Raw genomic sequence first — 25,399 nt, 5'->3', positions numbered from 1 at the left:
GGGATTACTTAGCAACTTTGGTAATCTGTTTCACGTCGATTTCAACGGAGTTCCAGTCTTTATCCACCTCACCCTGGATTTCAACCACATCCTGCGGTGTGACGGTTACGCCGTTCCAGCGCTTGTGATCGATATCCACATTCACCGTGCCGGTCGCATCTTTAAACACGTACAGGTCGTCGGAAATACGCTCAACGATGTTCCCGCGCAGGGTAACCCAGGTGTCATCACGCAGTGATTTGGCGCTTTCTACCGTCGTGCTGCTACCGTTCGGGCCGACAAATCCGCCGTTTTGGCTCTGCGTGGTGGTTGTCGTTGGCCCAGAGAAGCCGCCCTGCTGAGCTGCCAGAACAGGTGCGGAACACAGTGCCATTACGGCAACCATTGCAGCTAATTTTTTCATCGTCATGTCTCCCTTTCATGTTGGTTTACGACTATTAAATAAGTTAATCCTTAACAAGTTCTTAAGGCAAAAAAAGATACTTTTTTTGCTGTACAGAGACTGTAGCCACAGGTTTACTGACTGCAAATGAGTTATCGCAGGGATGAACATATGCGTATTTTACTGATCGAAGATGACACGTTGATTGGCGATGGCCTGAAAACAGGTCTGAGTAAAATGGGTTTCAGCATCGACTGGTTTACCGAAGGTCGCCAAGGGAAAGAAGCACTCTACAGCGCACCTTATGATGCGGTAATCCTCGACCTGACGCTGCCAGGCATAGACGGACGGGACATTTTGCGCGAATGGCGAGCCAACGGAAAGCAGGAGCCTGTGCTGATTCTGACCGCTCGCGACGCGCTGGCAGAACGCGTAGAAGGCCTGCGCCTGGGCGCAGATGACTATCTGTGCAAACCCTTTGCGCTGATCGAAGTTGCCGCCAGACTGGAGGCACTGGTACGTCGTGCCAGTGGCCAGGCCAGCAACACATTGTGCCATGGCCAGGTAACGCTCGATCCCGGCGCGCTGGTCGCCACGGCGGCGGGTGAACCTTTGTCACTCAAACCTAAAGAGTTCGCGCTGCTGGAACTGCTGATGCGCAACAAAGGTCGCGTCCTGCCCCGCAAACTGATTGAAGAAAAACTGTATACCTGGGACGAAAATGTCTCCAGCAATGCGGTTGAGGTCCACGTCCATCACTTACGCCGTAAGCTCGGCAGCGACTTTATCCGTACCGTGCATGGCATTGGCTATACCCTGGATGACGCATGAAACTCACACAACGCCTCAGCCTGCGAGTCAGGCTAACGCTTATTTTTCTGATTCTGGCATCAGCAACCTGGGCCGTATCCAGTTTTGTGGCCTGGAGGCAGACTACCGATAATGTCGATGAGCTGTTTGATACGCAGCTGATGCTGTTCGCCAAGCGGCTTAGCACGCTGGATATCAGCGATGTCACCACCTCAAACAATATGGCCCGCACGCCAAAAAAACTGAAACATGGCCATATTGATGACGACGCACTGGCGTTTGCCATCTACTCCACCGACGGCAAAATGGTGCTACACGATGGCGACAATGGCCAGGATATTCCCTACAGCTACAGCCGGGAGGGGTTTAGCGACGGCCAACTCAGGGGCGACAACGATTCCTGGCGCTTCCTGTGGCTGAATTCCGCTGATGGAAAATATCGCATTGTGGTGGGCCAGGAGTGGGAATACCGGGAGGATATGGCGCTGTCGATCCTTACCGCACAGTTAACCCCGTGGCTGGTTGCGCTGCCGCTGATGTTTCTGATCCTGGTGGTCATGCTGAGTCGCGAACTCAGGCCGCTAAAAAAACTGGCGCAAGCTCTGCGCTGGCGCGCCCCGGAGTCAGAAGAACCGCTCGACCCGAAAGGTGTGCCAAGCGAAGTGCGCCCGCTGGTTGAATCGCTTAATCAGCTGTTTACCCGCATCCACTCTATGATGGTCCGCGAACGGCGCTTTACCTCTGACGCCGCTCACGAGCTGCGCAGTCCGTTGACCGCGCTGAAGGTGCAAACCGAAGTGGTGCAACTGTCAGACGACGACCCGCAAACGCGGGAAAAAGCGCTGGTGCAGCTGCATGCGGGAATTGAACGCGCCACCCGACTGGTCGATCAGCTCCTGACGCTTTCGCGCCTCGACTCCCTCGATAATCTTCAGGATGTGGCAGAAATCTCGCTGGAGGAGCTACTGCAATCCGCGGTGATGGATATCTACCACCCGGCCCAGCAGGCGCACATTGACGTACGTTTGCAGATTAACGCGCACAATATCACGCGTACAGGACAGCCGCTGTTGCTGAGCCTGATGGTACGAAATCTGCTGGATAATGCCATTCGCTACAGTCCGCAGGGGAGCATTGTGGAAGTGACGCTCAACGCCCGTAACTTCAGCGTCAAAGATAACGGTCCTGGCGTTGCGCCAGAGGTACTTACACACATCGGTGAACGCTTTTATCGTCCACCGGGACAAAGCGTGACCGGCAGCGGTCTCGGTCTGTCGATTGTCCGTCGTATCGCAACACTGCATGGAATGTCAGCCTCGTTCGGCAACGCTCCGGAAGGTGGCTTTGAAGCAAAAGTCAGTTGGTAATTGCGTTATTGTTGCTCATATAGCAAAAGACTTTGCACATTTTGCTAATTTCACCGTACCGCTGGTGGGAGTAAAATCGTCCTCAAACGTATTTCCTTGAGGACACAAAATGAGCAACATTCTGATTATCAACGGGGCGAAAAAATTCGGCCATTCTAATGGTCAACTGAATGACACCCTGACCGAGGTCGCGGACGGTATCCTGCGCGACCTCGGGCATGATGTTAAAGTCGTACGCGCAGACAGCGATTATGACGTAAAAGCAGAAGTGCAGAATTTCGTCTGGGCCGATGCGGTTATCTGGCAGATGCCAGGCTGGTGGATGGGCGCACCGTGGACCGTGAAAAAATACATCGATGACGTGTTTACCGAAGGTCACGGTACGCTGTACGCCAGCGACGGCCGCACACGTTCAGATGCCTCAAAAAAATACGGCTCCGGCGGGCTGATTCAGGGCAAAAAATACATGCTGTCCCTGACCTGGAACGCACCGATGGAAGCCTTCACTGAAAAAGACCAGTTCTTCCATGGCGTTGGCGTTGATGGCGTCTATCTCCCGTTCCATAAAGCAAACCAGTTCCTGGGAATGGAAGCGCTGCCGACCTTTATCACCAATGACGTGATTAAAATGCCGGACGTCCCGCGTTATATCGCAGAATATCGCAAGCATCTGACCGAAATTTTTGGTTAACTGGTAACCTGGAATTAGAAGGAGTTAACCATGCTTACCGTTATTGCAGAAATCCGTACACGTCCAGGTCAACATCACCGCCAGGCGGTACTGGATCAGTTTGCCAAAATCGTTCCGACCGTACTGAAAGAAGAAGGCTGCCACGGCTATGCGCCGATGGTGGATCACGCCGCAGGTGTGAGTTTTCAGACCACAGCGCCAGATTCAATCGTGATGGTTGAGCAGTGGGAAAGCATCGCGCATCTTGAAGCGCATTTGCAGACCCCGCATATGAAAGCCTACAGCGAAGCCGTGAAAGGTGACGTGCTGGACATGAATATTCGTATTCTGGAGTCGGGCATTTAAGATTGTCGATTTGCCGGGTGACGCTTAGCTATCCGGCATAAATCGCTTCGTCAGATGAGAGCCGGATAAGGCATTTTACGCCCGTCTCCGGCTTTTTTACATGCAATTACCCTTCGAGATCCGCCAGGTCGCCTTTCTCTTGCAACCAGTTACGACGATCTTCAGAACGCTTCTTGGCCAGCAGCATATCCATCATTGCGTTGGTACGCTGATCGTCTTCATCATCGATAATGAGCTGCACCAGGCGACGGGTGTTCGGATCCAGCGTAGTTTCACGAAGCTGCATCGGGTTCATTTCACCCAGACCTTTAAAGCGCTGCACGTTCGGCTTGCCTTTCTTGCGCTTTAACTGCTCCAGTACGCCCGCTTTCTCTTCTTCCGTCAGCGCGTAATACACCTCTTTACCGAGGTCGATACGGTATAACGGCGGCAGCGCCACGTAGACGTGACCGTGTTTCACCAGCGTGCGGAAGTGCTTCACAAACAGCGCGCACAGCAGCGTAGCGATGTGCAGGCCATCGGAGTCCGCATCCGCCAGGATACAGATCTTGCCGTAGCGCAATTGGCTCAGATCGTCGCTGTCCGGATCGATACCGATCGCCACGGAAATATCGTGAACCTCCTGCGAAGCCAGCACTTCATCGGAAGAGACTTCCCAGGTATTGAGGATCTTACCTTTCAGCGGCATGATCGCCTGATATTCACGATCGCGCGCCTGCTTGGCCGATCCGCCCGCGGAGTCACCTTCGACAAGGAACAGTTCGGTGCGATTAAGATCCTGTGCGGTACAGTCCGCCAGTTTACCCGGCAGCGCCGGACCGCTGGTCAGCTTTTTACGCACTACTTTTTTCGCCGCACGCAGACGACGCTGCGCGCTGGAAATCGCCATCTCAGCCAGCAGTTCGGCTGACTGCACGTTCTGGTTCAACCACAAACTGAATGCATCTTTCACCACGCCAGAGACGAATGCCGCACACTGACGCGAAGAGAGGCGCTCTTTGGTTTGTCCGGCAAACTGCGGATCCTGCATTTTTACCGACAACACATAAGCACAGCGATCCCAGATATCTTCCGCCGACAGCTTCACGCCACGCGGCAGGATGTTACGGTATTCGCAGAACTCGCGCATCGCATCCAGCAGTCCCTGACGCAGACCGTTAACGTGCGTACCGCCCTGCATGGTTGGGATCAGGTTCACATAGCTTTCGGTCAGCAGCTCGCCGCCTTCCGGCAGCCAGAGCAGCGCCCAGTCCACCGTCTCCGTCTCACCGCTGAAATTACCGATAAACGGTTTTTCCGGAAGTGTCGGTAGGCCATTCACCGCTTCGCTCAGATAGTCATTCAGACCATCCTGGTAGCACCAGCGCTGCTCGCTGTTGTTGACCTCATCCTTAAAAGTGATCTCAACGCCTGGGCACAGTACCGCTTTTGCTTTCAGTACGTGCGTTAAGCGCGAAACAGAAAAACGCGGGCTGTCAAAGAAGCTTTCATCCGGCCAGAAGTGCACGCTGGTCCCGGTATTGCGTTTGCCGCAGGTACCGACAACCTGTAAATCCTGCACTTTATCGCCATTCTCAAACGCGATGTTGTATACCTGCCCGTCGCGGCGCACGTTCACTTCCACACGTTTGGACAGGGCGTTAACAACGGAGATACCCACACCGTGCAGACCACCGGAGAACTGGTAGTTCTTGTTAGAGAACTTGCCGCCCGCGTGCAGACGACAGAGGATCAGCTCAACCGCCGGAACGCCTTCTTCAGGGTGAATATCTACCGGCATGCCGCGTCCGTCATCAATGACTTCCAGAGACTGGTCGGCATGTAAGATCACGTCCACGCGTTTTGCGTGGCCCGCCAGTGCTTCATCCACACTGTTATCAATCACTTCCTGCCCAAGATGGTTCGGACGGGTCGTATCGGTGTACATCCCAGGGCGACGGCGTACCGGCTCAAGCCCAGTGAGTACCTCAATGGCATCAGCGTTATAAGTTTGCGTCATGGTTTAAATAAGCAATTCGAATTGATCGTCAGAAACTGTGCAGTCCAAGGAAATCGACAATCGGGTTGAAATAATCTTCGAAGCCCGTGAATGCGTGGTTTCCGCCCTCAATAACTGTCTGACGGCAGGAGGCGTAATACGCCACCGCCTGGCGGTAGTCCAACACTTCATCGCCCGTTTGTTGGAGCAGCCAGATCAAATCCGGCGCTTCCAGCGGGTCAATCTGCATGACTTTAAGATCGTAAATATGGCGTGACTCTAGCACATATTGCTGCCCCGTGTAGGGGTTCTCGTTTTGACCGAGATAGTCGACCAGCAGTTCATAAGGCCGTACGGCAGGGTTCACCACCACTGCCGGCAGCATAAAACATTGCGACAGCCAGGTGGCGTAATAGCCGCCTAAAGAGGAACCGACAATCCCCAGCGACTCTCCGCCGTGTTCAAGAATGATCGATTCCAGCATCTCTGCGGCTTGCGCAGGATACGGAGGTAGCTGCGGCACGATCATCTCAACGTGCGGGTGGTGTTCCGCCAGCCAGTTTTTCAGTAAACACGCCTTCGCCGAACGAGGAGAGCTATTAAATCCGTGAAGATAGAGAAGCGTAGACATCAGTAGCCTTCTGAAGCGGTATCAGGGTGGAACCGATTACCCTGCAGACGACGTACCTGAGTCTGCAACGTCCCGTCGGCAAAAAGCTCCAGCGTCCGCCAGCCTGGGCTGATGGTATCCAATGTGAAGTTGGAACAGTGCGGTTTAAATTGCACACAGGTCGACGGCGTCGCCAGCAGACGGCGACCGTTCCAGTCCAGATCCAGTTCCTGATGAATATGCCCGCACAATAGATACCTGGCGCGAGGATAATTCACCAGCACGTTATCCAGCTCAGCGGCATTACGCAGACTGTGCTGATCGAGCCAGCTGCAGCCCGCAGGCAGAGGATGATGATGCAGAAGCAGCAAGGTATTACGCTCTGGCGCATCAGCAAGTTTACGCTCCAGCCATTCGAGCTGGAATTCACTTAACTCACCGTGGGGAACGCCGAACACCTGGCTGTCCAGCAACAATATTTGCCACTGTTCGCCAATGAAAACGCGTTTGGCCGGGGAAATGCCCGCATCCTGCAGCGCGCTGTACATTGCCGGCTGAAAATCGTGATTACCCGGTAGCCAAACGCAGGGCGCACGAAAACTTGCGATGCCCTCAGCAAAATGCTGATAAGCCGCAGCGGATTGATCCTGCGCCAAATCACCCGTCGCGACGATCAGATCGTACTCAGGCGACTCTGCATGTATTGCATCCAGTACGGATTGATAGCTGTCCCAGGTGTTCACACCCAGCAGCGTTTCATGCTTTTCGGCAAACAGGTGAGTATCTGTAATTTGTAAGATCCTGACTCTGGCCTCACCAGCCAAAGGAAGGGTTAACAGGCTTTCCAAATGGTGTCCTTAGGTTTCACGACGCTAATAAACCGGAATCGCCATCGCTCCATGTGCTAAACAGTACCGTAACCAGTCGGCCAAAAACTGATTAATTTGATGCTTTTCGTCGCGTTGATGCAACTTTTTATTTGGATAATCATACCGCGCTTTGAAGCGAAAGATCTGCTGACTTGAACACACTTCAGCCACCCTTGCGTCATGATACAGGCGCACGGTCAATGAAGGCAGGCTCCAGTATGTGACGGCCGGTGCCGTTTGTTCGATCGCAACAAGCGTAGTGTATCGGGTCGATTCCACGATCGTTAACCGATATTGTGCGTTTGCTACCTGATAGCTCACTGTTTCACCGGCTGCATCATTACGTGGCAGCAGGCGGCGCAATTGCGAATAGTTGGTTTCGCACAGACGCATCATTTCAGGGAAGTCAGGTGTGTAACGCTTCATTTTTTCCACTCAGTTTTTAACTCTTGATAGTGCAGCTGTAACCATTGCAAGGCGATGACAGACGCTGCGTTGTCGATTTTCCCCTCTTCTACCCATTGGTAAGCCTGTTCCCGGCTTACCACATGAACACGAATATCTTCGTTTTCATCAGCCAGACCATGGATCCCGCTCGCGGTCGTGGCGTCCACTTCGCCGACTAAAATAGACAGGCGCTCACTGGTGCCACCCGGGCTTGCCAGATAGCTCAGAACTGGCTTCGTCCGTTTAACTTCCAGCCCGGCCTCTTCCATTGCTTCACGACGGGCTACATCTTCAACGGTTTCGCCCTCTTCGATCATCCCGGCCACCATTTCCAGTAACCACGGGCTTTCGCTGGTATCAAATGCCGCGATACGGATCTGCTCGACCAGCACAACTTCATCTCGCTCAGGGTCAAAGGGTAGCAAGACTGCCGCATGTCCGCGCTCAAAAATTTCGCGCGTTACCTCGCCGCTCATCCCCCCGTTAAACAGGCGATGGCGAAACCGATAAAGATCCAGTGAAAAAAAACCGCGGTATAGCTTTTCTCGTGCAATAATTTCTACATCATTTTTAGTGAAAGTCATTGGCAAGTTGTCTGGTTTACTCATTGTGCTGTCCTGAAACCAATAGTGATTAAAATGTGAATTTCAAGGTCGTTTGACTGATGTTTGAACGCCCTTGTGTTAAATTGATGCAAATTAACGCCGTATGGCACGTAACGCCAACTTTTTGAAGTGGCGGATTCTGCTAGAATCAGCAAATATTTTTACAATTTGATCAGCGCTAAATACTGCTTCACAACAAGGAATGCAAATGAAGAAATTGCTCCCCATCCTTATCGGCCTGAGCCTGTCGGGGTTCAGTACTTTGAGCCAGGCAGAAAACCTGATGCAGGTTTATCAGCAAGCACGCCTGAGCAACCCGGAATTGCGTAAATCCGCCGCCGATCGCGATGCTGCATTCGAAAAAATTAACGAAGCGCGTAGCCCATTACTGCCGCAACTGGGTTTAGGTGCCGATTACACCTACAGCAATGGCTACCGTGATGCAAATGGCGTCAACTCCAACGCCACCAGCGCATCTTTGCAGTTAACTCAGTCTATTTTTGACATGTCTAAATGGCGTGCCCTGACGCTGCAAGAAAAATCAGCAGGCATTCAGGACGTGACCTATCAGACCGATCAGCAAACGCTGATCCTGAATACCGCCACGGCCTATTTTAACGTACTGAACGCAATTGACGTGCTTTCTTATACCCAGGCACAGAAAGATGCGGTCTATCGTCAGTTAGATCAGACCACTCAGCGTTTTAACGTTGGCCTGGTTGCCATCACTGACGTACAAAACGCCCGCTCACAATACGATACTGTACTGGCGAACGAAGTTACCGCGCGTAACAATCTGGATAACGCGGTAGAACAGCTGCGCCAGGTAACCGGTAACTACTACCCGGAACTGGCTTCACTGAACGTTGATGGTTTTAAAACCAACAAACCGCAGGCGGTAAACGCGCTGCTGAAAGAAGCAGAAAACCGCAACCTGTCGTTATTGCAGGCCCGCTTGAGCCAGGATCTGGCACGTGAGCAGATTCGTCTGGCGCAGGATGGTCATTTACCGACTCTGGACCTGACCGCCTCTACCGGGGTATCTGACACCTCGTACAGCGGGTCTAAAACCAACAGCTCCCAGTATGACGACAGCAACATGGGCCAGAACAAAATCGGTCTGAGCTTCTCGCTGCCGCTGTACCAGGGCGGAATGGTTAACTCGCAGGTGAAACAAGCGCAGTACAACTTTGTTGGCGCGAGTGAACAGCTGGAAAGCGCACACCGCAGCGTGGTGCAGACCGTTCGTTCTTCGTTCAACAACATTAATGCGTCTATCAGTAGCATTAACGCGTACAAACAAGCGGTTGTCTCTGCACAAAGTTCTTTGGATGCGATGGAAGCCGGCTATTCCGTAGGTACACGTACCATTGTGGATGTGTTGGATGCCACCACCACGCTGTACAACGCCAAGCAGCAACTGGCGAATGCGCGTTATACCTATCTTATCAACCAGTTAAACGTCAAATCTGCGCTCGGTACGCTGAACGAGCAGGATCTGGTGGCACTGAATAATACGCTGGGTAAACCCGTATCCACGACCCCGGATTCGATCGCGCCGGAAAACGCGCAGCAAGATGCCGCGGCGGACGGTTATACGTCCAACAGCGCGACGCCTGCGGCGCAGCCGACAGCAGTACGTTCAACCAGCAGCACCGGCAACAACCCGTTCCGTAACTGATGCTGATGACGGGGCTTCGGCCCCGTCTGAACGTAAGACAACGTAAAGATCCGCCCCTTCTTCCGCATTCTCGCCTCTTACCGCTTCAATTTCGACCAGTCATCCTCTATTCTGAGCAGAGTTACCACTGGGTACTGGAAGACATAAATGAAACGGACAAAATCTATACATCACGCCTCGTTCCGCAAAAGCTGGAGCGCGCGCCATCTGACTCCTGTCGCCCTGGCAGTTACCGCTGTGTTTATGCTCGCGGGCTGTGAAAAGAGCGACGAAACGGTTTCGCTTTATCAGAACGCTGACGACTGCTCTGCGGCGAATCCGGGTAAAAGCGCCGAATGTACTACCGCGTTTAACAATGCGCTGAAAGAAGCTGAACGTACCGCACCAAAATACGCCACTCGTGAAGACTGTATCGCTGAATTCGGCGAAGGCCAGTGCCAGCAGGCTCCTGCGCAAGCGGGAATGGCACCGACCGGTGAAGGCCAGGCTCAGGCGCAGAATCAAAGCAGCGGCAGCTTCTGGATGCCGCTGATGGCGGGCTACATGATGGGCCGACTGATGGGCGGCGGAATGGGCGCTCAGCAACCGCTGTTCAGCTCGAAAAACCCAGCCAGCCCGGCTTACGGCAAATACACGGATGCCAGCGGTAAAAACTACGGTGCAGCAACGCCGGGTCGCACCATGACCGTACCGAAAACCGCTATGGCACCGAAACCAGCTACCACCTCTACCGTAACCCGCGGCGGATTTGGTGAGTCTGTGGCCAAACAGAGCACCATGCAGCGTAGCGCAAGCGGCACCACCACACGTTCAATGGGTGGCTGATCGTCATGGAAAGAGTCAGTATTGTTGAGCGCCCGGATTGGCGCGACAAAGCCACCGAATACGGTTTCAATTTTCACACTATGTACGGCGAGCCGTACTGGTGTGAAGACGCGTACTATAAGCTCACTCTTGCTCAGGTTGAAAAACTGGAAGAGGTCACCGCAGAGCTGCATCAAATGTGCCTCAAGGTGGTGGAAACGGTCATCGCCAGCGATGAGTTGATGACCAAGTTTCGCATTCCGAAGCATACCTGGGGCTTTGTCCGCCAGTCCTGGCAGACACAGCAACCGTCGCTCTATTCACGTCTCGATCTGGCGTGGGACGGCACGGGTGAACCCAAGCTTTTAGAAAACAACGCCGATACGCCAACCTCGCTGTACGAAGCCGCGTTTTTCCAGTGGATCTGGCTGGAAGATCAGCTCAATGCGGGCAACCTGCCGGAAGGCAGCGATCAGTTCAACAGTCTGCAGGAAAAACTGATCGAGCGTTTCACCGAGCTGCGTGAGCAGTATGGTTTTCAACTGCTTCATCTGACCTGCTGTCGTGACACGGTAGAAGATCGCGGTACGATCCAGTATCTGCAGGATTGCGCTGCCGAAGCTGAGATCGCAACAGAATTCCTCTATGTAGAAGATATTGGTCTTGGTGAAAAAGGTCAGTTCACCGACATGCAGGATCAGGTAATTGCTAACCTGTTCAAGCTCTATCCGTGGGAATTCATGCTGCGTGAAATGTTCTCCACCAAGCTGGAAGACGCTGGCGTTCGCTGGCTGGAACCGGCCTGGAAGAGCATTATCTCCAACAAAGCACTGTTGCCGCTGTTATGGGAAATGTTCCCGGACCATCCGAACCTGCTGCCAGCGTACTTCGCCGAAGACGATCATCCGCAGATGGATAAATTCGTCGTCAAACCGATCTTCTCGCGCGAGGGGGCTAACGTCTCCATCGTTGAGAACGGTAAAACGATCGAATCCGTGGAAGGACCGTACGGTGAAGAAGGCATGATCGTGCAGCAGTTCCATCAGCTACCGAAGTTTGGCGACAGCTATATGCTGATTGGCAGCTGGCTGATCAACGATCAACCAGCCGGGATCGGCATTCGTGAAGACCGCGCATTAATCACGCAGGATCTGTCACGTTTCTATCCGCATATTTTTGTCGAATAATTGAGAGAGCCGGGTGGTGACTTCGCCTTACCCGGCCTACGACGCGAACTTAATGCCCGATAAGCGCAGTGCCATCGGGCATTCATCATCCAACCTGCACCGACAACATACTTAAACTTCCCATCTCAATACCATCTACCGGGATCGTGACAGACTCTTTACCGTCCCAAGCCCCGAGTACATACAGCAGCGGCAGATAGTGATCCGGCGTCGGGTTCGACAACGATCCACCTTCATGATCGAGATAGTTCACCAATGGATGCTGATCAACCGGTCCCTGCCATGTCAGGTTTGCCTTAACATAGTCATTGAATGAAGTCGCCCACGGATAAGGCGTGTTCTCACCGTGCCAACGTGCAGTGCGCAGGTTATGCACCACGTTACCACTGGCCACCAGCATAATGCCCTCATCACGCAGCGCCGCCAGCTTACGGCCCATCTCAAAATGCCATGACGCGGGTTTGGTGCTGTCGATACTCAACTGCACCATCGGAATGTCCGCATTCGGATACATCTTGATCAGCACGCCCCAGGAACCGTGGTCAAAACCCCAGGCTTCTTTGTCCAGGGTCACAGGCACTGGAGCAAGTAAGTCAACCAGATGCTGCGCCAGTTCAGGCGAGCCTGGAGCCGGGTAATGGGTGTCATATAATGCTTGCGGAAAACCGCCAAAATCGTGGATCGTTTTGGGGGCTTCCATCGCTGTCACACCCGTTCCACGGGTGAACCAGTGCGCAGAGACAACCACAATGGCTTTCGGACGCGGCAACGTTTCCCCCAGTTGCTGCCAGGCACGGGTATAAACGTTATCTTCCAGAACATTCATCGGGCTACCGTGACCCAAAAACAATGCTGGCATACGAGTTGAAGACATGATGATATCCTTACTGAGGGAGTCATTTTGATACCACCACAATACGCTTATTCGGTTGATGAAGAACTCAGATAACCATGATGAAGATCATCAGTTATTTTGACGATCTAACCCGGACAGCAGATTGATAAGGAGTTTTATTTGTCGATGTCAGTACCTTTACTTCTGACTTTACTGGCAGGTGCCGCCACGTTTATCGGCGCATTTCTCGGCGTGTTAGGGCAAAAACCGTCTAACCGCGTTCTCGCCTTTTCTTTAGGCTTCGCCGCCGGGATTATGTTACTGATCTCCCTTATGGAGATGCTACCTGCTGCGCTGGCCGCTGAAGGTATGTCGCCAGTGCTGGGCTACGGAATGTTTATCGTCGGCTTACTGGGCTACTTTGGCCTGGACCGTCTATTGCCGCACGCGCACCCTCAGGATCTGGTACAAAAAACAACGCAGCCTCTACCCGGCTCTATTAAACGCACCGCGATTTTATTAACGCTCGGCATCAGCCTGCACAACTTTCCTGAAGGGATTGCGACGTTTGTTACCGCCAGTAGCAACCTTGAGCTGGGCTTTGGTATTGCCCTCGCTGTTGCATTGCACAATATTCCTGAAGGATTAGCGGTGGCGGGTCCCGTCTATGCCGCCACAGGCTCCAAACGTACGGCGATATTCTGGGCAGGGATTTCAGGTATGGCAGAAATACTGGGCGGCGTACTGGCGTGGTTAATTCTCGGTAGCCTTATATCACCAGTGGTGATGGCGGCAATAATGGCGGCTGTCGCAGGTATTATGGTGGCGCTGTCCGTCGATGAATTGATGCCGTTGGCAAAAGAGATCGATCCCAATAATAATCCTAGTTATGGGGTGTTATGTGGAATGTCGGTGATGGGATTAAGCCTCGTCATCCTCCAGTCGATGGGAATCGGATAATCCAGAGGGCGGATGCCACCCTGCAAATTTACAGCATCCGCTCATCCATAGCAGAATATGAAGGACTAATCCTGTTCCTTAACCGCGCTGTTATCTTCACCAGAGCGGCGAAAGAGTTTGTTTCGCGCTTCAAGTAAGGCATCTCTGTCCTGGCGGAATGCCCGACAATAACGTTTCATATGGCAATAATACCCCACCGCAACAAGTGCAATTAATACAATCCAATACCAGGCAATAAACATTCTTTTACCCTTAAAATTTAACATCATTAAACATTTAACGTTAAAATTTTACACAAACTTATTCTGACATACTCATATAGTGGCATATTTCACAAACAAATATATGATTTCGATCATATAAATCAGCGGCTACGCTATTAGCCAAACTCGTTATAAACAATTAAAACAATGTCGACAAGATCACACTACGCAATAATAAATATTGTTCTTAAAATATCTCACTCATACTATCAAAAAAATAATAAAAATTAGCTCCTGCAGAATAATACATTTCATCAATATTAATTAAGGCATTACAAAAATAGTATTAGCAATGCTGCTTTATTTTATCAAAACAGTAAAAACATAATATATTCAGCAAGATTATATTTATAGGTAATATAAGGAGATATATCCATGTTTACACAATACCGAAAAACACTTCTGGCAGGGACTCTGGCACTGACATTTGGATTAGCAGCAGGAAACTCTCTTGCCGCTGGTTTTCAACCGGCCCAACCTGCAGGAAAATTGGGCGCAATAGTAGTTGACCCTTATGGAAATGCCCCGCTTACTGCGCTGGTTGAATTAGATAGCCACGTTATTTCAGATGTTAAAGTTACCGTCCATGGTAAAGGTGAAAAAGGCGTTCCGGTGACTTATACCGTCGGCAAAGAGTCACTCGCCACGTACGATGGCATTCCTATTTTTGGCCTTTATCAAAAGTTCGCAAATAAGGTAACCGTTGAATATAAAGAAAACGGTAAGGCCATGAAAGATGATTATGTGGTGCAAACTTCCGCCATCGTAAATCACTACATGGATAACCGCTCTATATCTGATTTACAGCAAACAAAAGTGATTAAAGTAGCACCGGGTTTTGAAGATCGTCTTTATCTGGTGAATACCCACACCTTTACCCCGCAGGGTGCAGAATTCCACTGGCATGGTGAAAAAGATAAAAATGCCGGCATCCTGGATGCGGGTCCTGCTGGCGGAGCACTCCCCTTTGATATCGCACCCTTTACCTTTGTCGTCGATACGGAAGGTGAATATCGGTGGTGGCTGGATCAGGACACCTTCTATGACGGCCATGACATGGATATCAACAAGCGCGGCTACCTGATGGGTATTCGTGAAACACCGCGAGGCACCTTCACCGCCGTCCAGGGCCAGCACTGGTATGAATTCGATATGCTGGGGCAAGTTCTGGCCGACCATAAGCTGCCACGCGGATTCCTGGATGCTTCACATGAGTCGGTCGAAACAGTGAACGGCACCGTACTGCTACGCGTAGGTAAACGCGATTATCGCAAAGAAGATGGCCTTCACGTACATACCATCCGCGACCAGATTATTGAAGTCGATAAATCTGGACGTGTTGTTGACGTATGGGATCTGACACAAATTCTCGACCCGATGCGTGACGCGCTGCTGGGTGCTCTGGACGCAGGCGCGGTATGCGTCAATGTGGATCTCGCTCATGCAGGCCAACAGGCAAAACTAGAGCCAGATACCCCCTATGGTGACGCCCTCGGCGTTGGTGCGGGCCGTAACTGGGCTCACGTAAACTCCATTGCCTATGACGCTAAAGATGACTCCATCATTCTTTCTTCCCGCCATCAGGGTGTCGTCAAAATCGGTCGCGATAAACAGGTGAAATGGATCCTGGCACCGTCTAAAGGCTGGAATAAGGCGCTGGCAAGCAAACTGTTAAAACCGGTTGATGATAAGGGCAACGCGCTGAAGTGTGATGAAAACGGTAAGTGCGAGAATACTGATTTCGATTTTACCTACACCCAACACACCGCCTGGCTCTCCAGCAAAGGAACGCTAACCATCTTTGACAATGGCGATGGGCGTGGACTCGAACAACCAGCACTACCAACAATGAAATACTCCCGGTTCGTCGAATATAAAATTGACGAGAAAAAAGGAACCGTTCAGCAAGTTTGGGAATACGGGAAAGAGCGCGGTTATGATTTCTACAGTCCTATCACGTCGGTAATTGAATATCAAAAAGACCGCGACACGATGTTTGGATTTGGTGGTTCTATTAATTTATTTGATGTTGGACAGCCTACCATCGGCAAAATCAACGAAATTGACTACAAAACAAAAGAAGTCAAAGTCGAAATTGATGTCCTTTCCGATAAACCAAACCAAACGCACTACCGCGCATTACTGGTTCGCCCACAACAAATGTTTAAATAATTTCGTTAGGTTAAGGATTAATTATGTCATCTAAATGGATTACTTCATTATTTAAAAGCGTGGTATTAATGGCAGCACTGGTATCACCATTTGCAGCATCGGCTTTTACTGAAGGTACTGACTATATGGTGCTGGAGAAACCGATTCCCAATGCTGATAAAACGTTGATCAAAGTATTTAGCTACGCCTGCCCATTCTGCTACAAATATGATAAAGCCGTGACCGGTCCGGTGTCAGATAAAGTTGCCGATCTCGTGACCTTCACTCCTTTTCATCTCGAGACCAAAGGAGAATACGGTAAACAGGCCAGTGAAGTCTTTGCAGTAATGATTGCTAAGGATCAGGCCGCAGGGATCTCATTGTTTGACGCCAAATCACAGTTCAAAAAAGCCAAATTCGCTTACTACACTGCCTACCACGACAAAAAGGAACGCTGGTCTGACGGTAAAGATCCCGCGTCATTCATCAAAACAGGACTGGACGCTGCAGGTATGAGCCAAGCAGACTTCGAGAGCGCCTTAAAAGAACCCGTAGTCCAGGAGACACTGGAAAAATGGAAAGCGGCTTATGATGTTGCCAAAATCCAGGGGGTTCCGGCTTACGTGGTCAATGGTAAGTACCTGATCTACACCAAAAGCATCAAATCGATTGATTCCATGGCTGAGCTTGTCAGAGAGCTGGCGACAAAATAAACAGGGAACCGGCTATGGATTTTATCAAAGGATTGTGGCGAGACTTATGTACCACACCGGTTAATACCCTGGTGAGATGGCAGGAGCGACGCTTTTTGTGGTTGCTAATGGCTTGTGCCATGGGTGGGTTAATTATTCTGGCGCACTCGTTCTTCCAAATCTATCTCTACATGGCCCCTTGCGAGCAATGTGTATACATCCGCTTTGCCATGTTTGTGATGGTTTTCGGTGGGCTGATCGCGGCAATAAACCCTAAAAACCTCATTCTAAAACTGGTCGGCTGCATTGCGGCATTTTATGGCAGCATTATGGGCATTAAGTTCTCCATCAAACTTAATGGCATTCATTATGCGGTACATAACCCGGACCCGGATTCGCTCTTTGGCGTACAGGGATGTTCCACCGATCCGACATTCCCTTTCAATTTGCCGCTGGCAAACTGGGCTCCAGAATGGTTTAAGCCCACTGGAGATTGCGGCTATGACGCACCTGTCGTTCCTGATGGCGTAGCGCTTAGCAGTATGCAAAAGTGGTTTGTCGATCTGTACCAGCAGTCCGAAGGCTGGTATCTGCTTCCGCCATGGCATTTTATGAATATGGCGCAGGCATGCCTGCTCGCTTTTGGTTTGTGTTTAGTGCTGTTGCTGGTAATGAGCGGAGCCTGGGCACTTAAACTGTCCAGAAAAAAATAGCCAGGTTGTAATAACAAAAAACCGAAGCCAGAAAACTGACTTCGGTTTTTTTATCCCTACCACGGTTGTCGCGGTAGTCAGCAATTAGCTGGCTTTGCGCTCATGCGCCTGACGGTAAGCCACCAGGTCTTCGATAGTCACTACAGCCATATTATGCTTACCGGCAAATTCGATGCACTCTGGCGCACGGGCCATGGTGCCGTCATCATTGGTCAGTTCGCACAGCACACCGGCTGGTTTAAACCCTGCCAGCGTCATCAGGTCGATGGTTGCTTCAGTATGACCACCGCGGGTCAACACGCCGCCTGCCTGAGCACGCAGCGGGAAAACGTGCCCCGGACGGTTAAGATCGGAAGGTTTTGCGCCATCCTTAATTGCCGCACGCACCGTAGTAACACGGTCTGCTGCGGAAACGCCGGTGGTTACGCCTTCTGCGGCTTCAATGGTCACGGTAAAACCGGTACCGTAAGCGCTGGTATTATTTTCCACCATCATTGGCAGATCGAGCTGTTTGCGTCGGTCTTCAGTGATGCACAGGCATACAATACCGCTACCGTGACGGATGGTCAGCGCCATCTGTTCTACGGTCATGGTTTCTGCCGGGAAAATCATATCGCCTTCGTTTTCACGGTCTTCGTCGTCAAGCACCATTACACCGCGTCCTTCACGCAGCGCAGACAGCGCATGTTCAACACGTTCGAAAGGCGTACCAAAAGAGGAAAGTAGCGTCTGATTCATGGTAAAAAAACCTCACTAAAATTATGGTTACCAGAATCAGGGCAGTCTTAGGAGTACCGTCTAAGCGGCAAAAAAATAACGTGAGCGGGTCCATGCCCGACTGGATCGTTACTCTCTCCCATCCGGACTCTAACCGTCGGCCCCGGAATTACACCGGATCTGCTGACCTTTTTGCCGTAACAAAAAGCGCTCGCGGGCTTTCAACATCAGTTGATTTACCGCCGGTGGGGAATTTCGCCCCGCCCTGAGAATAAGCGGGTTAACTATAACGCTATTGATTACCTTCATCAACGCCTTTACTCGTCTTAGCTTCACACAATTCTGGTTTATGCCTGTGCCAGTTCGCACTACAATAGGCAGCAACACGTACCAGTTCAGGGAAACCACAATGATTGACCCGAAAAAAATTGAGCAGATTGCTCGTCAGGTTCACGAGTCGATGCCGAAAGGGATCCGCGAGTTTGGCGAAGACGTCGAGAAGAAAATTCGTCAAACGCTGCAGTCACAACTGACCCGTCTGGATCTGGTAAGCCGCGAAGAATTCGATGTACAGACTCAGGTTTTATTGCGCACGCGTGAAAAGCTGGCGCTGCTTGAGCAACGTCTGACTGAGCTTGAATCACGTGATAAAACGGCAGAAGTTAAGCCAGCCCCCGCGATCCCGTCAGTTGATCCGCAAGAGTAAAAACGACAACGGGCCGCAAGGCCCGTTTTTCTGTTAGTGTTCCAGTTCTAGCTTCCTGGCTTCCGTCGCCTGCTGGCAGTACAGCGCATAGCGTTTGCAAAACCAGCTACGATGTTCTTCATCCATATTCCCGGTTATCGCCTGGATATCAATGGGATGGCCCTCAGCCTGCATCCTGGCAAAACTACGGGCCAGGAAATCGAAATTGTTCAGTGAATACATATTGCTGTTCATGAGCATACCCTCCAGTTATTGAATATCTGCTAAGGCCATATGCTTTTTCTAATTTCAGTATTTCCCTGGATACGAAGTTATTCTGTACATATTGTGCGCAAATCAACGTTCTGATTCACAGTTTCCGACAACTCTTCCTTATCGTACACAAGCGCCGCTGATTGACTCGCTGTTAAGTGAAATTGGATTGTCCAGCGGTTCGCTGTCAGCACTGGCCGAGCTGTTAAAATCAGTGGAAAGTAGCGCTGTGGCTCAAGAATAAAACGTAAAAATGCCGGATGGCGACGCGAAAGCGTCTTATCCGGCCTACAAACGTTACGTCACGTAGGCCGGATAAGGTGTTCACACCGCCATCCGGCAAACTTTTCAGGTGTTATTTATCGCTGTCTTTCTGGATCTTCTTAATGATATTTGTCGTAGAGCAGCCATCTTCGAAGTTCAGCACCAGCACTTCACCGCCGTTCGCCCACACCTCTTCACTGCCCGCAATCTGCTCTGGCTTATAGTCGCCGCCTTTGACCAGCAGATCCGGCAGAATGCCAGCAATCAGACGCTGCGGCGTATCTTCTTCAAAAGAGACCACCCAGTCGACGGATTCCAGCGCGCCCAGCACGATCATACGCTGTTCCAGCGGGTTGACTGGACGCGTTTCGCCTTTCAGACGTTTGGTCGAAGCATCGCTGTTTACCGCCACGATCAGACGATCGCCCAGCTTGCGCGCATTCGCCAGATAGGAAACGTGGCCCGCATGCAGGATGTCGAACACGCCGTTGGTCATTACCACTTTCTCGCCGCGCTTGCGGGCGCTGGCAACGGCCTGTTTCAGCTCAGATTCGCTCATCACGCCAAAGCCAGTATCGGCCCGACCGCGCACGGCGTTTTCCAGTTCAATCGGAGAAACGGTAGAGGTCCCCAGCTTACCGACGACAACACCGGCTGCGGCGTTAGCAAAATAGCACGCCTCTTCCAGTGAGTTACCCGCCGCCAGCGTCGCCGCCAGCACGCCGATAACCGTATCGCCTGCACCGGTCACGTCATACACTTCCTGCGCCTGGGTCGGCATATGCAGCGGCGATTTGCCCGGTTGCAGCAACGTCATCCCCTGCTCGGATCGCGTGATCAGCAGTGCGGAAAGGTCGAAATCAGCAATCACTTTCATGCCGCGTTCAACCAGTTCATCTTCGCTTTTGCACTTGCCCGCCACCGCTTCAAACTCAGACAGGTTCGGCGTCAGCAGCGTTGCGCCACGGTAGCGTTCAAAATCGGTTCCTTTCGGATCGATAAGCACCGGCACCCCAGCCTTACGCGCCAGAGCAATCATCTGCTGCACGCTTGCCAATGCACCTTTGGCGTAGTCGGAGAGCACCAGAGCGCCGATAGAACCCAGCGCCTGATTAATACGCTCGTGCAGAGGCTGCGGATCTACGCCTTCAAAACCTTCTTCGAAATCCAGGCGAATCAGCTGCTGGTTGCGGGAAAGCACGCGCAGTTTGGTGATCGTCGGATGGGTCGGCACGGAAACGAAATCGCATTTTACGTTCACATCCGCCAGCGTTTTGCTCAGCGCACGCGCCGCGTCGTCAATACCGGTCAGGCCCACCAGACGCGAATTCGCTCCCAGAGAGGCAATGTTCATCGCCACGTTTGCTGCGCCACCGGGACGTTCTTCGATGGTATCGACCTTCACCACCGGAACCGGCGCTTCAGGTGAAATACGGCTGGTAGGACCGTACCAGTAGCGATCCAGCATCACATCACCGACAACCATGACTCCTGCACGTTCAAACTCTGGCAGCGTTACTTTCATTCCTGTCTCCTGAGAGATTCTCTGAGGGTCTTAAAATTTGCGCGCGATAATAGCACACTTCACTCGGCAACCAGCCACTTCCGCCAGCTGTCACGCACCAGCGTACGTTCAGCGTCAAAGTGCTCCAGCGCCACATGGCCTGGAAGTTCCTGCAACGCAAGATGATGAAGTTCATCACGCAACGTCGTATAAGCACGGGTAAGCGCCAGCGCTTCCTGCTCGTCCATAATGTCGTTTTGCGCCAGTAATTCCAGAATGCGCACGTTATCCGACCAGCGCGTCAGCTTCGGTTTTTCATGCGCATAGCGCAGCACCAGATACTGCGTAATAAACTCAATATCTGTGATGCCGCCTTCATCCGCTTTGATATCAAAACGATCGCGATGCTTATTACCCAAATGGGCACGCATTTTCTCACGCATTTCGCGCACCTCGGTCTGCAAAGTTTTCCCATCACGGACGAGGGTCATGATATCGCGACGAATCGCATCAAACTGAGAGGTCAACTGCGGGTCGCCGTACACTACGCGAGCACGCACCAGAGCCTGATGCTCCCATGTCCAGGCTTCGTTACGCTGATAATCGGCAAAAGCGTCAGCTGATGTCACCAGCATCCCCGCCGCTCCTGACGGACGCAAACGCGCATCCACTTCGTACAAAATACCGGACGAAGTACGGGTACTAAAGAGGTGCATAATGCGCTGCGCCAGACGCAGATAGAACTGTCGCCCGTCAATCTCACGCTCACCGTCCGTCATCACGTCCATCGGACAGTCATGCAGGAAGATCAAATCGAGATCCGAGCTGTAACCCAACTCCCAACCGCCCAGTTTGCCATAGCCGACGACGGCAAAACCACGCCCCTCGCGTTCGCTAAGATGAGTGGGTTGACCGTAGCGCGCGACCATCTGCGTCCACGCCTGCTGGACTACCGCATCAATAATAGCTTCCGCCAGCCAGGTTAAATGATCGCTCACCTTCATCACCGGCAGTGTACCGGCGATATCGGCCGCGGCAATACGCAGTAGCTGCGTTTGCTTAAACTGGCGCAGAGCCTCAAGTTGCTGCTCTTCGTCATCTTCCGGCACGCGCAGCAAATACTGGCGCAGCTCATCACGGTAAGCATCCGTCGCGGTAGGTTGATACAGGGTGTTCGGATCCAGCAGTTCATCGAGCAACAGCGGATACCGCGCCAGCTGGCTGGCGACCATCGGCGAGGCCGCACAGAGCGAAATCAGATGCTTCAGCGCCCCGGGGAATTCGCTCAGCAGTTCCAGATAGGTCGTACGGGTAACAATCCCCACCAGCAGAGGGGTAATGCGCGATAGCGGGACTGAGGCGTCGTCACGCGTACAGACATCGCTCAGCAGATGCGGCATTAAATGATCCAGCACCTGGCGTCCGCGTGGGCCAATGGTGCGTTTATCCAGCTCTTTGCGGAAATCAGCAATCAGAGACAGCACGCGCCGGCGATCGTCATCCGCCAGATGCGTCAGCACCGGCGTGGTGTCATCTTCCTGTAATGCATCCTGCCACAGTTCGCGCCACTGTTCTGAAAGCGACTCTTCCTGGGTTTCAGCTTCGTCATCGCCAATCAGCTCGTTAAATACCCGGCGTACGTTGTCCATATGATTGGCCAGCACATCAGTTAATTGCTGCCAGTCATCAACGTTCATCCCCCACGCCAGCCGCGCGCGATTCAGTTCATCGCCTGGCAACGTTTGGGTCTGTTCATCATTGATGCTTTGCAGCAGGTTTTCCAGGCGGCGTAAATAGAGATAGGCTGCTCGCAGTTGTTCCGTATCGGTATCAGACAGCAGGTGCAGCGCATTGATGGCGCTAAGCGTCGGTAACAGCGAGCGGGATTGCAGCGACGGTTCACGTCCGCCGCGAATCAGCTGGAATACCTGCACGATAAATTCTATTTCGCGAATACCGCCCGCCCCCAGCTTGATGTTGTCTTTCAGACCACGGCGGCGCACTTCACGCGCAATCATCCCTTTCATGTTACGCAACGACTGGATCACGCTGAAATCAATATAGCGACGGAAAACAAAAGGCCGCAGCATGGCACGAAGCTCGCTGACGTAAGTGCCGTCGGCATCGCCCATAATGCGGGCTTTGACCATCGCATAGCGTTCCCAGTCGCGCCCTTGCTCCTGGTAATAATCCTCCAGCGCAGAGAAGCTCAGTACCAACGGACCGCTGTCACCAAACGGGCGTAAACGCATATCCACCCGATAGACAAACCCATCCATTGTGGGCTGATCTAATACCTTAATGAGCCGCTGGCCCATACGGGTAAAGAACTGGGCGTTATCCAGCTCGCGTCGCCCGCCCTGTGTGCTGCCATGTTCTGGCCAGGCAAAAATCAGGTCGATATCGGAGGAAAAATTCAGCTCGCCGCCACCCAGTTTCCCCATGCCTAAAATCAGCAGCGGCTGCGCCACACCTTCAGGATTACAGGGCGTACCCCATTCGCGACAGCAGGCGGCGTATAACCAGTCACGCGCGGCGACGATCAACGTTTCAGCCAGATGGCTTAGCTGCTGCAAAATACTCTCTTCGGTCACCAGCGACAACGTCTGTGCCCAGGCGATACGCACCATAATGCGACGGCGAAACAGGCGTAACTCACGCATCAGCGTGTTTTCATCACTAACGTCAGCCAATGTTTGCTGTAACCAGTCGGCATAGTGTTGCCATTCATCCGCCAGGGGTGGAGCGCTTTCCAGCTCAGCCAGCCATTCGGGATGGGCAATAATGCTGTCACGGACAAAATCGCTGAATGTAAGTACTGACTTCGCCTGAACGCTAAGCGAGGACTCAGATATTGCTGCTGGCAGCCGCTCAACAACGGTCGGCCAGTACTGCTGTAACGGTGAAGAGAGCTGCTTCATTTACGGGTTATCCTTTGAATGGTGCCGGATGCGTCTTTTCGCCTTATCCGGCCTACATGACAGTTACACACATCGCGTAGGCCTGATAAGCGCAGCGCCATCAGGCATCCCGGCCTCGGCCCTGATTATCGTTTTCCGCTGTGCAGCCAGAACGGTTCCAGTGCAATTGCCTCGTTACGGAAGTGTTCAATTTCAATATATTGGTTGGCCGCAATGGCGTGGCGCAAACCCTGCCAGTTGGCGATCCATTCTGATGCGACATTTTCATCGTAGTATCCCGCCAGCATCAGCATGCTATCAATGTTGCGCGTCAAACGTGGAAGCTGATCGGCGTACTGATCGCCCAGCGGCTGCGCAAAAGCGGTTTTCAGCTCAGCGGCATGGCGTGAAAGATGGGTATCCGAGAAACGCTTAAAGGAGTCGGCAATTTTTCCCTGCGCCTTCGCATCAAGGAACGGCTGCCATCCTTTGGTCACCAGCCATTCGGTCAGCGCCAGCTTGGCCATTGCCGTTTGCGTGCTGTAAACCGCCGAAACAGCAGAAACGTCCGACGAAATGATCGCTTCCGACTGGGTCAACAAATCACGTAAGTGAGCGCTCGCTTTTCGCGGCACATTACCGCCAAACAGCATCAGAATGTGACGCACCAGGCCCATAGCCGCCAGCACCTCGGCTTTCGCCCCTTTAACGCCGCGCACCCACAGCTCTTCATGGTACTGCCACTGTGATAATGCCAGCTCCAGCGCCGCTTCCAGCCCCTGCTCAATACTCGCTTTCGCCGGAACTTTCAAAATGCGTGTCGGTTTGAGTTCGCGCGGCGCATTCCCCTGAGCCAGGTGATAACCGCGCGCTGCTTTGCTCAAGCTACCCTGGCGTAAACCGGTTTGCGAAACCAGCTGGTTTGCCAGCTTCAGTACCGCACGGGTATCGCCGCTTAGCAGTTCAAGTTCAAGCTCACAGATAGGTTCTGCAAACTCGCCCGCTTTCACCTCCCCCAGATCGAGGGCCATTTCAATCCGGCTGCCATCAACATCAACCAACCATTTCTCACGGTAAAAATCGGTGCTGAACAACGGCTGCACTTGAGAAGCGAGCTCAGCGGGCAGCTCGCCATCAGGCCAGACTTCCGTTGGGAACAAGGTGAGGTCCAGCTCAGGCGCGTTTAGCGCAACGTTATATTCCGGCCGTTGGTGCAGTCCGCCCGTCACGCGTCCGGCAATTTTCATGGTCATTTCGTAATGACCATTTTCACCGCGAATACGCAGCCCCATATCGTGACCACGCAACCACGCATCCGGTGTTTCGTAGTAGATATTCAGCAACTGGCTGGGCGCATGATGCTCTCCCCCCAGCGTATTCAGACGTTCACGTAGCGCATCTACAGCGTCACTATTGACGATAAATTTTAATTCGATTTCCTGAGCCATGGTCTTGTACTTATGGGTTATGTCACAGTTGAGAAAACTGACTGCGAACTAAGTTCGTTATTTATGGTCAGTAGATAGTATTTTGCGCCAAATTGCCATGCAACGAGCAATTTGACGGGCGTAAAAGTTTCGAGTGGTGGCAAAAAGGACACAGATGATTCCGATTGATGTCGAATGCTTTGCGTAGAGACACTGATGCCACTACTATCGTTCCACTT

General features: G+C 52.2%; 25 protein-coding genes, 1 pseudogene and 1 riboswitch. Of the genes and pseudogenes, 13 read left to right on the top strand and 13 right to left on the bottom strand.

The window, feature by feature from the left end; all coding sequences use genetic code 11:
• Positions 1-4: 4 nt before the first annotated feature.
• Positions 5-403 (bottom strand): YgiW/YdeI family stress tolerance OB fold protein, encoded by a 399-nt coding sequence (locus tag SK35_RS03725; RefSeq protein WP_003024544.1) that lies wholly within the window; start codon positions 401-403, stop codon positions 5-7.
• Between the two features lie 150 nt (positions 404-553).
• Here SK35_RS03725 and qseB point away from each other — a divergent pair, with 150 nt between their 5' ends.
• The 4 genes from qseB to SK35_RS03705 all read left to right on the top strand — a co-directional run bounded on the left by qseB (position 554) and on the right by SK35_RS03705 (position 3,595).
• Complete coding sequence (qseB, locus tag SK35_RS03720; RefSeq protein ID WP_048215535.1) at positions 554-1,213, top strand: quorum sensing response regulator transcription factor QseB; 660 nt, start codon at positions 554-556, stop codon at positions 1,211-1,213.
• Entirely contained in the window at positions 1,210-2,559 is a 1,350-nt protein-coding gene (gene qseC, locus SK35_RS03715) for a quorum sensing histidine kinase QseC (protein WP_048215534.1), read from the top strand. The genes qseB and qseC overlap by 4 nt, the downstream gene beginning before the upstream one ends.
• A gap of 109 nt (positions 2,560-2,668) precedes the next feature.
• A complete protein-coding gene (locus SK35_RS03710; RefSeq protein WP_003828397.1) occupies positions 2,669-3,250 on the top strand; it encodes an NAD(P)H-dependent oxidoreductase in 582 nt (193 codons plus the stop codon).
• Between the two features lie 30 nt (positions 3,251-3,280).
• Positions 3,281-3,595 carry a putative quinol monooxygenase gene (locus SK35_RS03705; RefSeq protein ID WP_003024557.1) on the top strand — a complete coding sequence of 105 codons (315 nt, stop codon included), beginning with the start codon at positions 3,281-3,283 and terminating at the stop codon, positions 3,593-3,595.
• A 106-nt stretch (positions 3,596-3,701) separates the two neighbouring features.
• Here the strand turns inward: SK35_RS03705 and parE are convergent, their stop codons facing one another.
• Genes parE through nudF form a run of 5 tightly spaced genes read right to left on the bottom strand, consistent with a single transcriptional unit; the run spans position 3,702 to position 8,107 of the window.
• Positions 3,702-5,594 (bottom strand): DNA topoisomerase IV subunit B, encoded by a 1,893-nt coding sequence (gene parE, locus SK35_RS03700; RefSeq protein ID WP_003024571.1) that lies wholly within the window; start codon positions 5,592-5,594, stop codon positions 3,702-3,704.
• Positions 5,595-5,622: 28 nt separating this feature from the next.
• Positions 5,623-6,204, bottom strand: coding sequence for an esterase YqiA (yqiA, locus tag SK35_RS03695; protein ID WP_003024575.1), 582 nt, complete (start codon positions 6,202-6,204; stop codon positions 5,623-5,625).
• Complete coding sequence (gene cpdA, locus SK35_RS03690) at positions 6,204-7,031, bottom strand: 3',5'-cyclic-AMP phosphodiesterase (protein WP_008785825.1); 828 nt, start codon at positions 7,029-7,031, stop codon at positions 6,204-6,206. Before cpdA ends, yqiA begins: the two co-directional genes overlap by 1 nt.
• Positions 7,032-7,055: 24 nt before the next feature.
• A complete protein-coding gene (locus tag SK35_RS03685; protein WP_003024582.1) occupies positions 7,056-7,478 on the bottom strand; it encodes a DUF1249 family protein in 423 nt (140 codons plus the stop codon).
• Entirely contained in the window at positions 7,475-8,107 is a 633-nt protein-coding gene (nudF, locus tag SK35_RS03680; protein WP_048215533.1) for an ADP-ribose diphosphatase, read from the bottom strand. Before nudF ends, SK35_RS03685 begins: the two co-directional genes overlap by 4 nt.
• A gap of 199 nt (positions 8,108-8,306) precedes the next feature.
• Here nudF and tolC point away from each other — a divergent pair, with 199 nt between their 5' ends.
• From tolC to SK35_RS03665, 3 genes are all read left to right on the top strand, one after another.
• Positions 8,307-9,785 (top strand): outer membrane channel protein TolC, encoded by a 1,479-nt coding sequence (gene tolC, locus SK35_RS03675; RefSeq protein WP_095533102.1) that lies wholly within the window; start codon positions 8,307-8,309, stop codon positions 9,783-9,785.
• 147 nt (positions 9,786-9,932) lie between these two features.
• Positions 9,933-10,610, top strand: coding sequence for a DUF1190 family protein (locus SK35_RS03670; protein WP_003024591.1), 678 nt, complete (start codon positions 9,933-9,935; stop codon positions 10,608-10,610).
• 5 nt (positions 10,611-10,615) lie between these two features.
• Positions 10,616-11,776 carry a glutathionylspermidine synthase family protein gene (locus SK35_RS03665; RefSeq protein ID WP_048215531.1) on the top strand — a complete coding sequence of 387 codons (1,161 nt, stop codon included), beginning with the start codon at positions 10,616-10,618 and terminating at the stop codon, positions 11,774-11,776.
• A gap of 85 nt (positions 11,777-11,861) precedes the next feature.
• Here the strand turns inward: SK35_RS03665 and ygiD are convergent, their stop codons facing one another.
• Positions 11,862-12,650, bottom strand: coding sequence for a 4,5-DOPA dioxygenase extradiol (ygiD, locus tag SK35_RS03660; protein WP_048215530.1), 789 nt, complete (start codon positions 12,648-12,650; stop codon positions 11,862-11,864).
• A 147-nt stretch (positions 12,651-12,797) separates the two neighbouring features.
• Here ygiD and zupT point away from each other — a divergent pair, with 147 nt between their 5' ends.
• Positions 12,798-13,571, top strand: a complete 774-nt coding sequence (gene zupT / locus SK35_RS03655) for a zinc transporter ZupT (RefSeq protein ID WP_003024600.1) — start codon at positions 12,798-12,800, stop codon at positions 13,569-13,571.
• Positions 13,572-13,636: 65 nt separating this feature from the next.
• Here the strand turns inward: zupT and SK35_RS03650 are convergent, their stop codons facing one another.
• Positions 13,637-13,813 carry a hypothetical protein gene (locus SK35_RS03650; protein ID WP_071446370.1) on the bottom strand — a complete coding sequence of 59 codons (177 nt, stop codon included), beginning with the start codon at positions 13,811-13,813 and terminating at the stop codon, positions 13,637-13,639.
• Positions 13,814-14,209: 396 nt separating this feature from the next.
• Here SK35_RS03650 and SK35_RS03645 point away from each other — a divergent pair, with 396 nt between their 5' ends.
• The 3 genes from SK35_RS03645 to dsbI are packed head-to-tail and all read left to right on the top strand — an operon-like array spanning position 14,210 to position 17,390.
• A complete protein-coding gene (locus SK35_RS03645; RefSeq protein ID WP_048215529.1) occupies positions 14,210-16,006 on the top strand; it encodes an aryl-sulfate sulfotransferase in 1,797 nt (598 codons plus the stop codon).
• A gap of 23 nt (positions 16,007-16,029) precedes the next feature.
• On the top strand, positions 16,030-16,698 hold the full coding sequence (locus SK35_RS03640; protein WP_048215528.1) for a thiol:disulfide interchange protein DsbA/DsbL: 669 nt from the start codon (positions 16,030-16,032) through the stop codon (positions 16,696-16,698).
• 14 nt (positions 16,699-16,712) lie between these two features.
• Complete coding sequence (gene dsbI / locus SK35_RS03635; protein WP_048215527.1) at positions 16,713-17,390, top strand: protein-disulfide oxidoreductase DsbI; 678 nt, start codon at positions 16,713-16,715, stop codon at positions 17,388-17,390.
• 84 nt (positions 17,391-17,474) lie between these two features.
• Here dsbI and ribB read toward each other — a convergent pair whose 3' ends face one another.
• On the bottom strand, positions 17,475-18,128 hold the full coding sequence (gene ribB, locus SK35_RS03630) for a 3,4-dihydroxy-2-butanone-4-phosphate synthase (RefSeq protein WP_003828424.1): 654 nt from the start codon (positions 18,126-18,128) through the stop codon (positions 17,475-17,477).
• Between the two features lie 106 nt (positions 18,129-18,234).
• Positions 18,235-18,384: riboswitch (FMN riboswitch) on the bottom strand.
• 132 nt (positions 18,385-18,516) lie between these two features.
• Between ribB and ubiK the strand changes: the two genes are divergently transcribed.
• Positions 18,517-18,813 carry a ubiquinone biosynthesis accessory factor UbiK gene (ubiK, locus tag SK35_RS03625; protein ID WP_048215526.1) on the top strand — a complete coding sequence of 99 codons (297 nt, stop codon included), beginning with the start codon at positions 18,517-18,519 and terminating at the stop codon, positions 18,811-18,813.
• Between the two features lie 33 nt (positions 18,814-18,846).
• On the opposite strand, the gene glgS is transcribed toward ubiK, so the two are convergent.
• A complete protein-coding gene (glgS, locus tag SK35_RS03620) occupies positions 18,847-19,053 on the bottom strand; it encodes a cell surface composition regulator GlgS (RefSeq protein WP_008785836.1) in 207 nt (68 codons plus the stop codon).
• 127 nt (positions 19,054-19,180) lie between these two features.
• On the opposite strand from glgS, the pseudogene SK35_RS26820 reads away from it, so the two are divergent.
• Positions 19,181-19,309 (top strand): annotated as a pseudogene (locus tag SK35_RS26820) (hypothetical protein); the annotation flags it as partial.
• A 111-nt stretch (positions 19,310-19,420) separates the two neighbouring features.
• Here SK35_RS26820 and hldE read toward each other — a convergent pair.
• The 3 genes from hldE to SK35_RS03605 form a co-directional block, all read right to left on the bottom strand.
• Complete coding sequence (hldE, locus tag SK35_RS03615) at positions 19,421-20,854, bottom strand: bifunctional D-glycero-beta-D-manno-heptose-7-phosphate kinase/D-glycero-beta-D-manno-heptose 1-phosphate adenylyltransferase HldE (protein ID WP_048215525.1); 1,434 nt, start codon at positions 20,852-20,854, stop codon at positions 19,421-19,423.
• A 59-nt stretch (positions 20,855-20,913) separates the two neighbouring features.
• Entirely contained in the window at positions 20,914-23,754 is a 2,841-nt protein-coding gene (gene glnE / locus SK35_RS03610; protein ID WP_048215524.1) for a bifunctional [glutamate--ammonia ligase]-adenylyl-L-tyrosine phosphorylase/[glutamate--ammonia-ligase] adenylyltransferase, read from the bottom strand.
• A 125-nt stretch (positions 23,755-23,879) separates the two neighbouring features.
• The gene (locus tag SK35_RS03605; protein ID WP_048215523.1) at positions 23,880-25,181 is read right to left on the bottom strand and encodes a CYTH domain-containing protein; all 1,302 of its coding nucleotides are present in this window, start codon (positions 25,179-25,181) and stop codon (positions 23,880-23,882) included.
• Positions 25,182-25,399: the final 218 nt, after the last annotated feature.

The sequence above is a fragment of the Citrobacter sp. MGH105 genome (assembly GCF_001037485.2).
Lineage (GTDB): Bacteria > Pseudomonadota > Gammaproteobacteria > Enterobacterales > Enterobacteriaceae > Citrobacter > Citrobacter portucalensis.
This window is presented reverse-complemented; position numbering and strand designations above follow the sequence as displayed.

Coding starts and splice junctions, on each gene's coding strand:
- SK35_RS03665 (WP_048215531.1), top strand. CDS start 10,616: ATGGAAAGAGTCAGTATTGTTGAGCGCCCGGATTGGCGCGACAAAGCC.
- SK35_RS03710 (WP_003828397.1), top strand. CDS start 2,669: ATGAGCAACATTCTGATTATCAACGGGGCGAAAAAATTCGGCCATTCT.
- tolC (WP_095533102.1), top strand. CDS start 8,307: ATGCAAATGAAGAAATTGCTCCCCATCCTTATCGGCCTGAGCCTGTCG.
- parE (WP_003024571.1), bottom strand. CDS start 5,594: ATGACGCAAACTTATAACGCTGATGCCATTGAGGTACTCACTGGGCTT.
- SK35_RS03605 (WP_048215523.1), bottom strand. CDS start 25,181: ATGGCTCAGGAAATCGAATTAAAATTTATCGTCAATAGTGACGCTGTA.
- dsbI (WP_048215527.1), top strand. CDS start 16,713: ATGGATTTTATCAAAGGATTGTGGCGAGACTTATGTACCACACCGGTT.
- nudF (WP_048215533.1), bottom strand. CDS start 8,107: ATGAGTAAACCAGACAACTTGCCAATGACTTTCACTAAAAATGATGTA.
- SK35_RS03685 (WP_003024582.1), bottom strand. CDS start 7,478: ATGAAGCGTTACACACCTGACTTCCCTGAAATGATGCGTCTGTGCGAA.
- SK35_RS03650 (WP_071446370.1), bottom strand. CDS start 13,813: ATGTTTATTGCCTGGTATTGGATTGTATTAATTGCACTTGTTGCGGTG.
- qseC (WP_048215534.1), top strand. CDS start 1,210: ATGAAACTCACACAACGCCTCAGCCTGCGAGTCAGGCTAACGCTTATT.
- SK35_RS03670 (WP_003024591.1), top strand. CDS start 9,933: ATGAAACGGACAAAATCTATACATCACGCCTCGTTCCGCAAAAGCTGG.
- ribB (WP_003828424.1), bottom strand. CDS start 18,128: ATGAATCAGACGCTACTTTCCTCTTTTGGTACGCCTTTCGAACGTGTT.
- yqiA (WP_003024575.1), bottom strand. CDS start 6,204: ATGTCTACGCTTCTCTATCTTCACGGATTTAATAGCTCTCCTCGTTCG.
- SK35_RS03705 (WP_003024557.1), top strand. CDS start 3,281: ATGCTTACCGTTATTGCAGAAATCCGTACACGTCCAGGTCAACATCAC.
- SK35_RS03640 (WP_048215528.1), top strand. CDS start 16,030: ATGTCATCTAAATGGATTACTTCATTATTTAAAAGCGTGGTATTAATG.
- ygiD (WP_048215530.1), bottom strand. CDS start 12,650: ATGTCTTCAACTCGTATGCCAGCATTGTTTTTGGGTCACGGTAGCCCG.
- SK35_RS03725 (WP_003024544.1), bottom strand. CDS start 403: ATGAAAAAATTAGCTGCAATGGTTGCCGTAATGGCACTGTGTTCCGCA.
- glgS (WP_008785836.1), bottom strand. CDS start 19,053: ATGCTCATGAACAGCAATATGTATTCACTGAACAATTTCGATTTCCTG.
- glnE (WP_048215524.1), bottom strand. CDS start 23,754: ATGAAGCAGCTCTCTTCACCGTTACAGCAGTACTGGCCGACCGTTGTT.
- zupT (WP_003024600.1), top strand. CDS start 12,798: ATGTCAGTACCTTTACTTCTGACTTTACTGGCAGGTGCCGCCACGTTT.
- SK35_RS03645 (WP_048215529.1), top strand. CDS start 14,210: ATGTTTACACAATACCGAAAAACACTTCTGGCAGGGACTCTGGCACTG.
- qseB (WP_048215535.1), top strand. CDS start 554: ATGCGTATTTTACTGATCGAAGATGACACGTTGATTGGCGATGGCCTG.
- ubiK (WP_048215526.1), top strand. CDS start 18,517: ATGATTGACCCGAAAAAAATTGAGCAGATTGCTCGTCAGGTTCACGAG.
- hldE (WP_048215525.1), bottom strand. CDS start 20,854: ATGAAAGTAACGCTGCCAGAGTTTGAACGTGCAGGAGTCATGGTTGTC.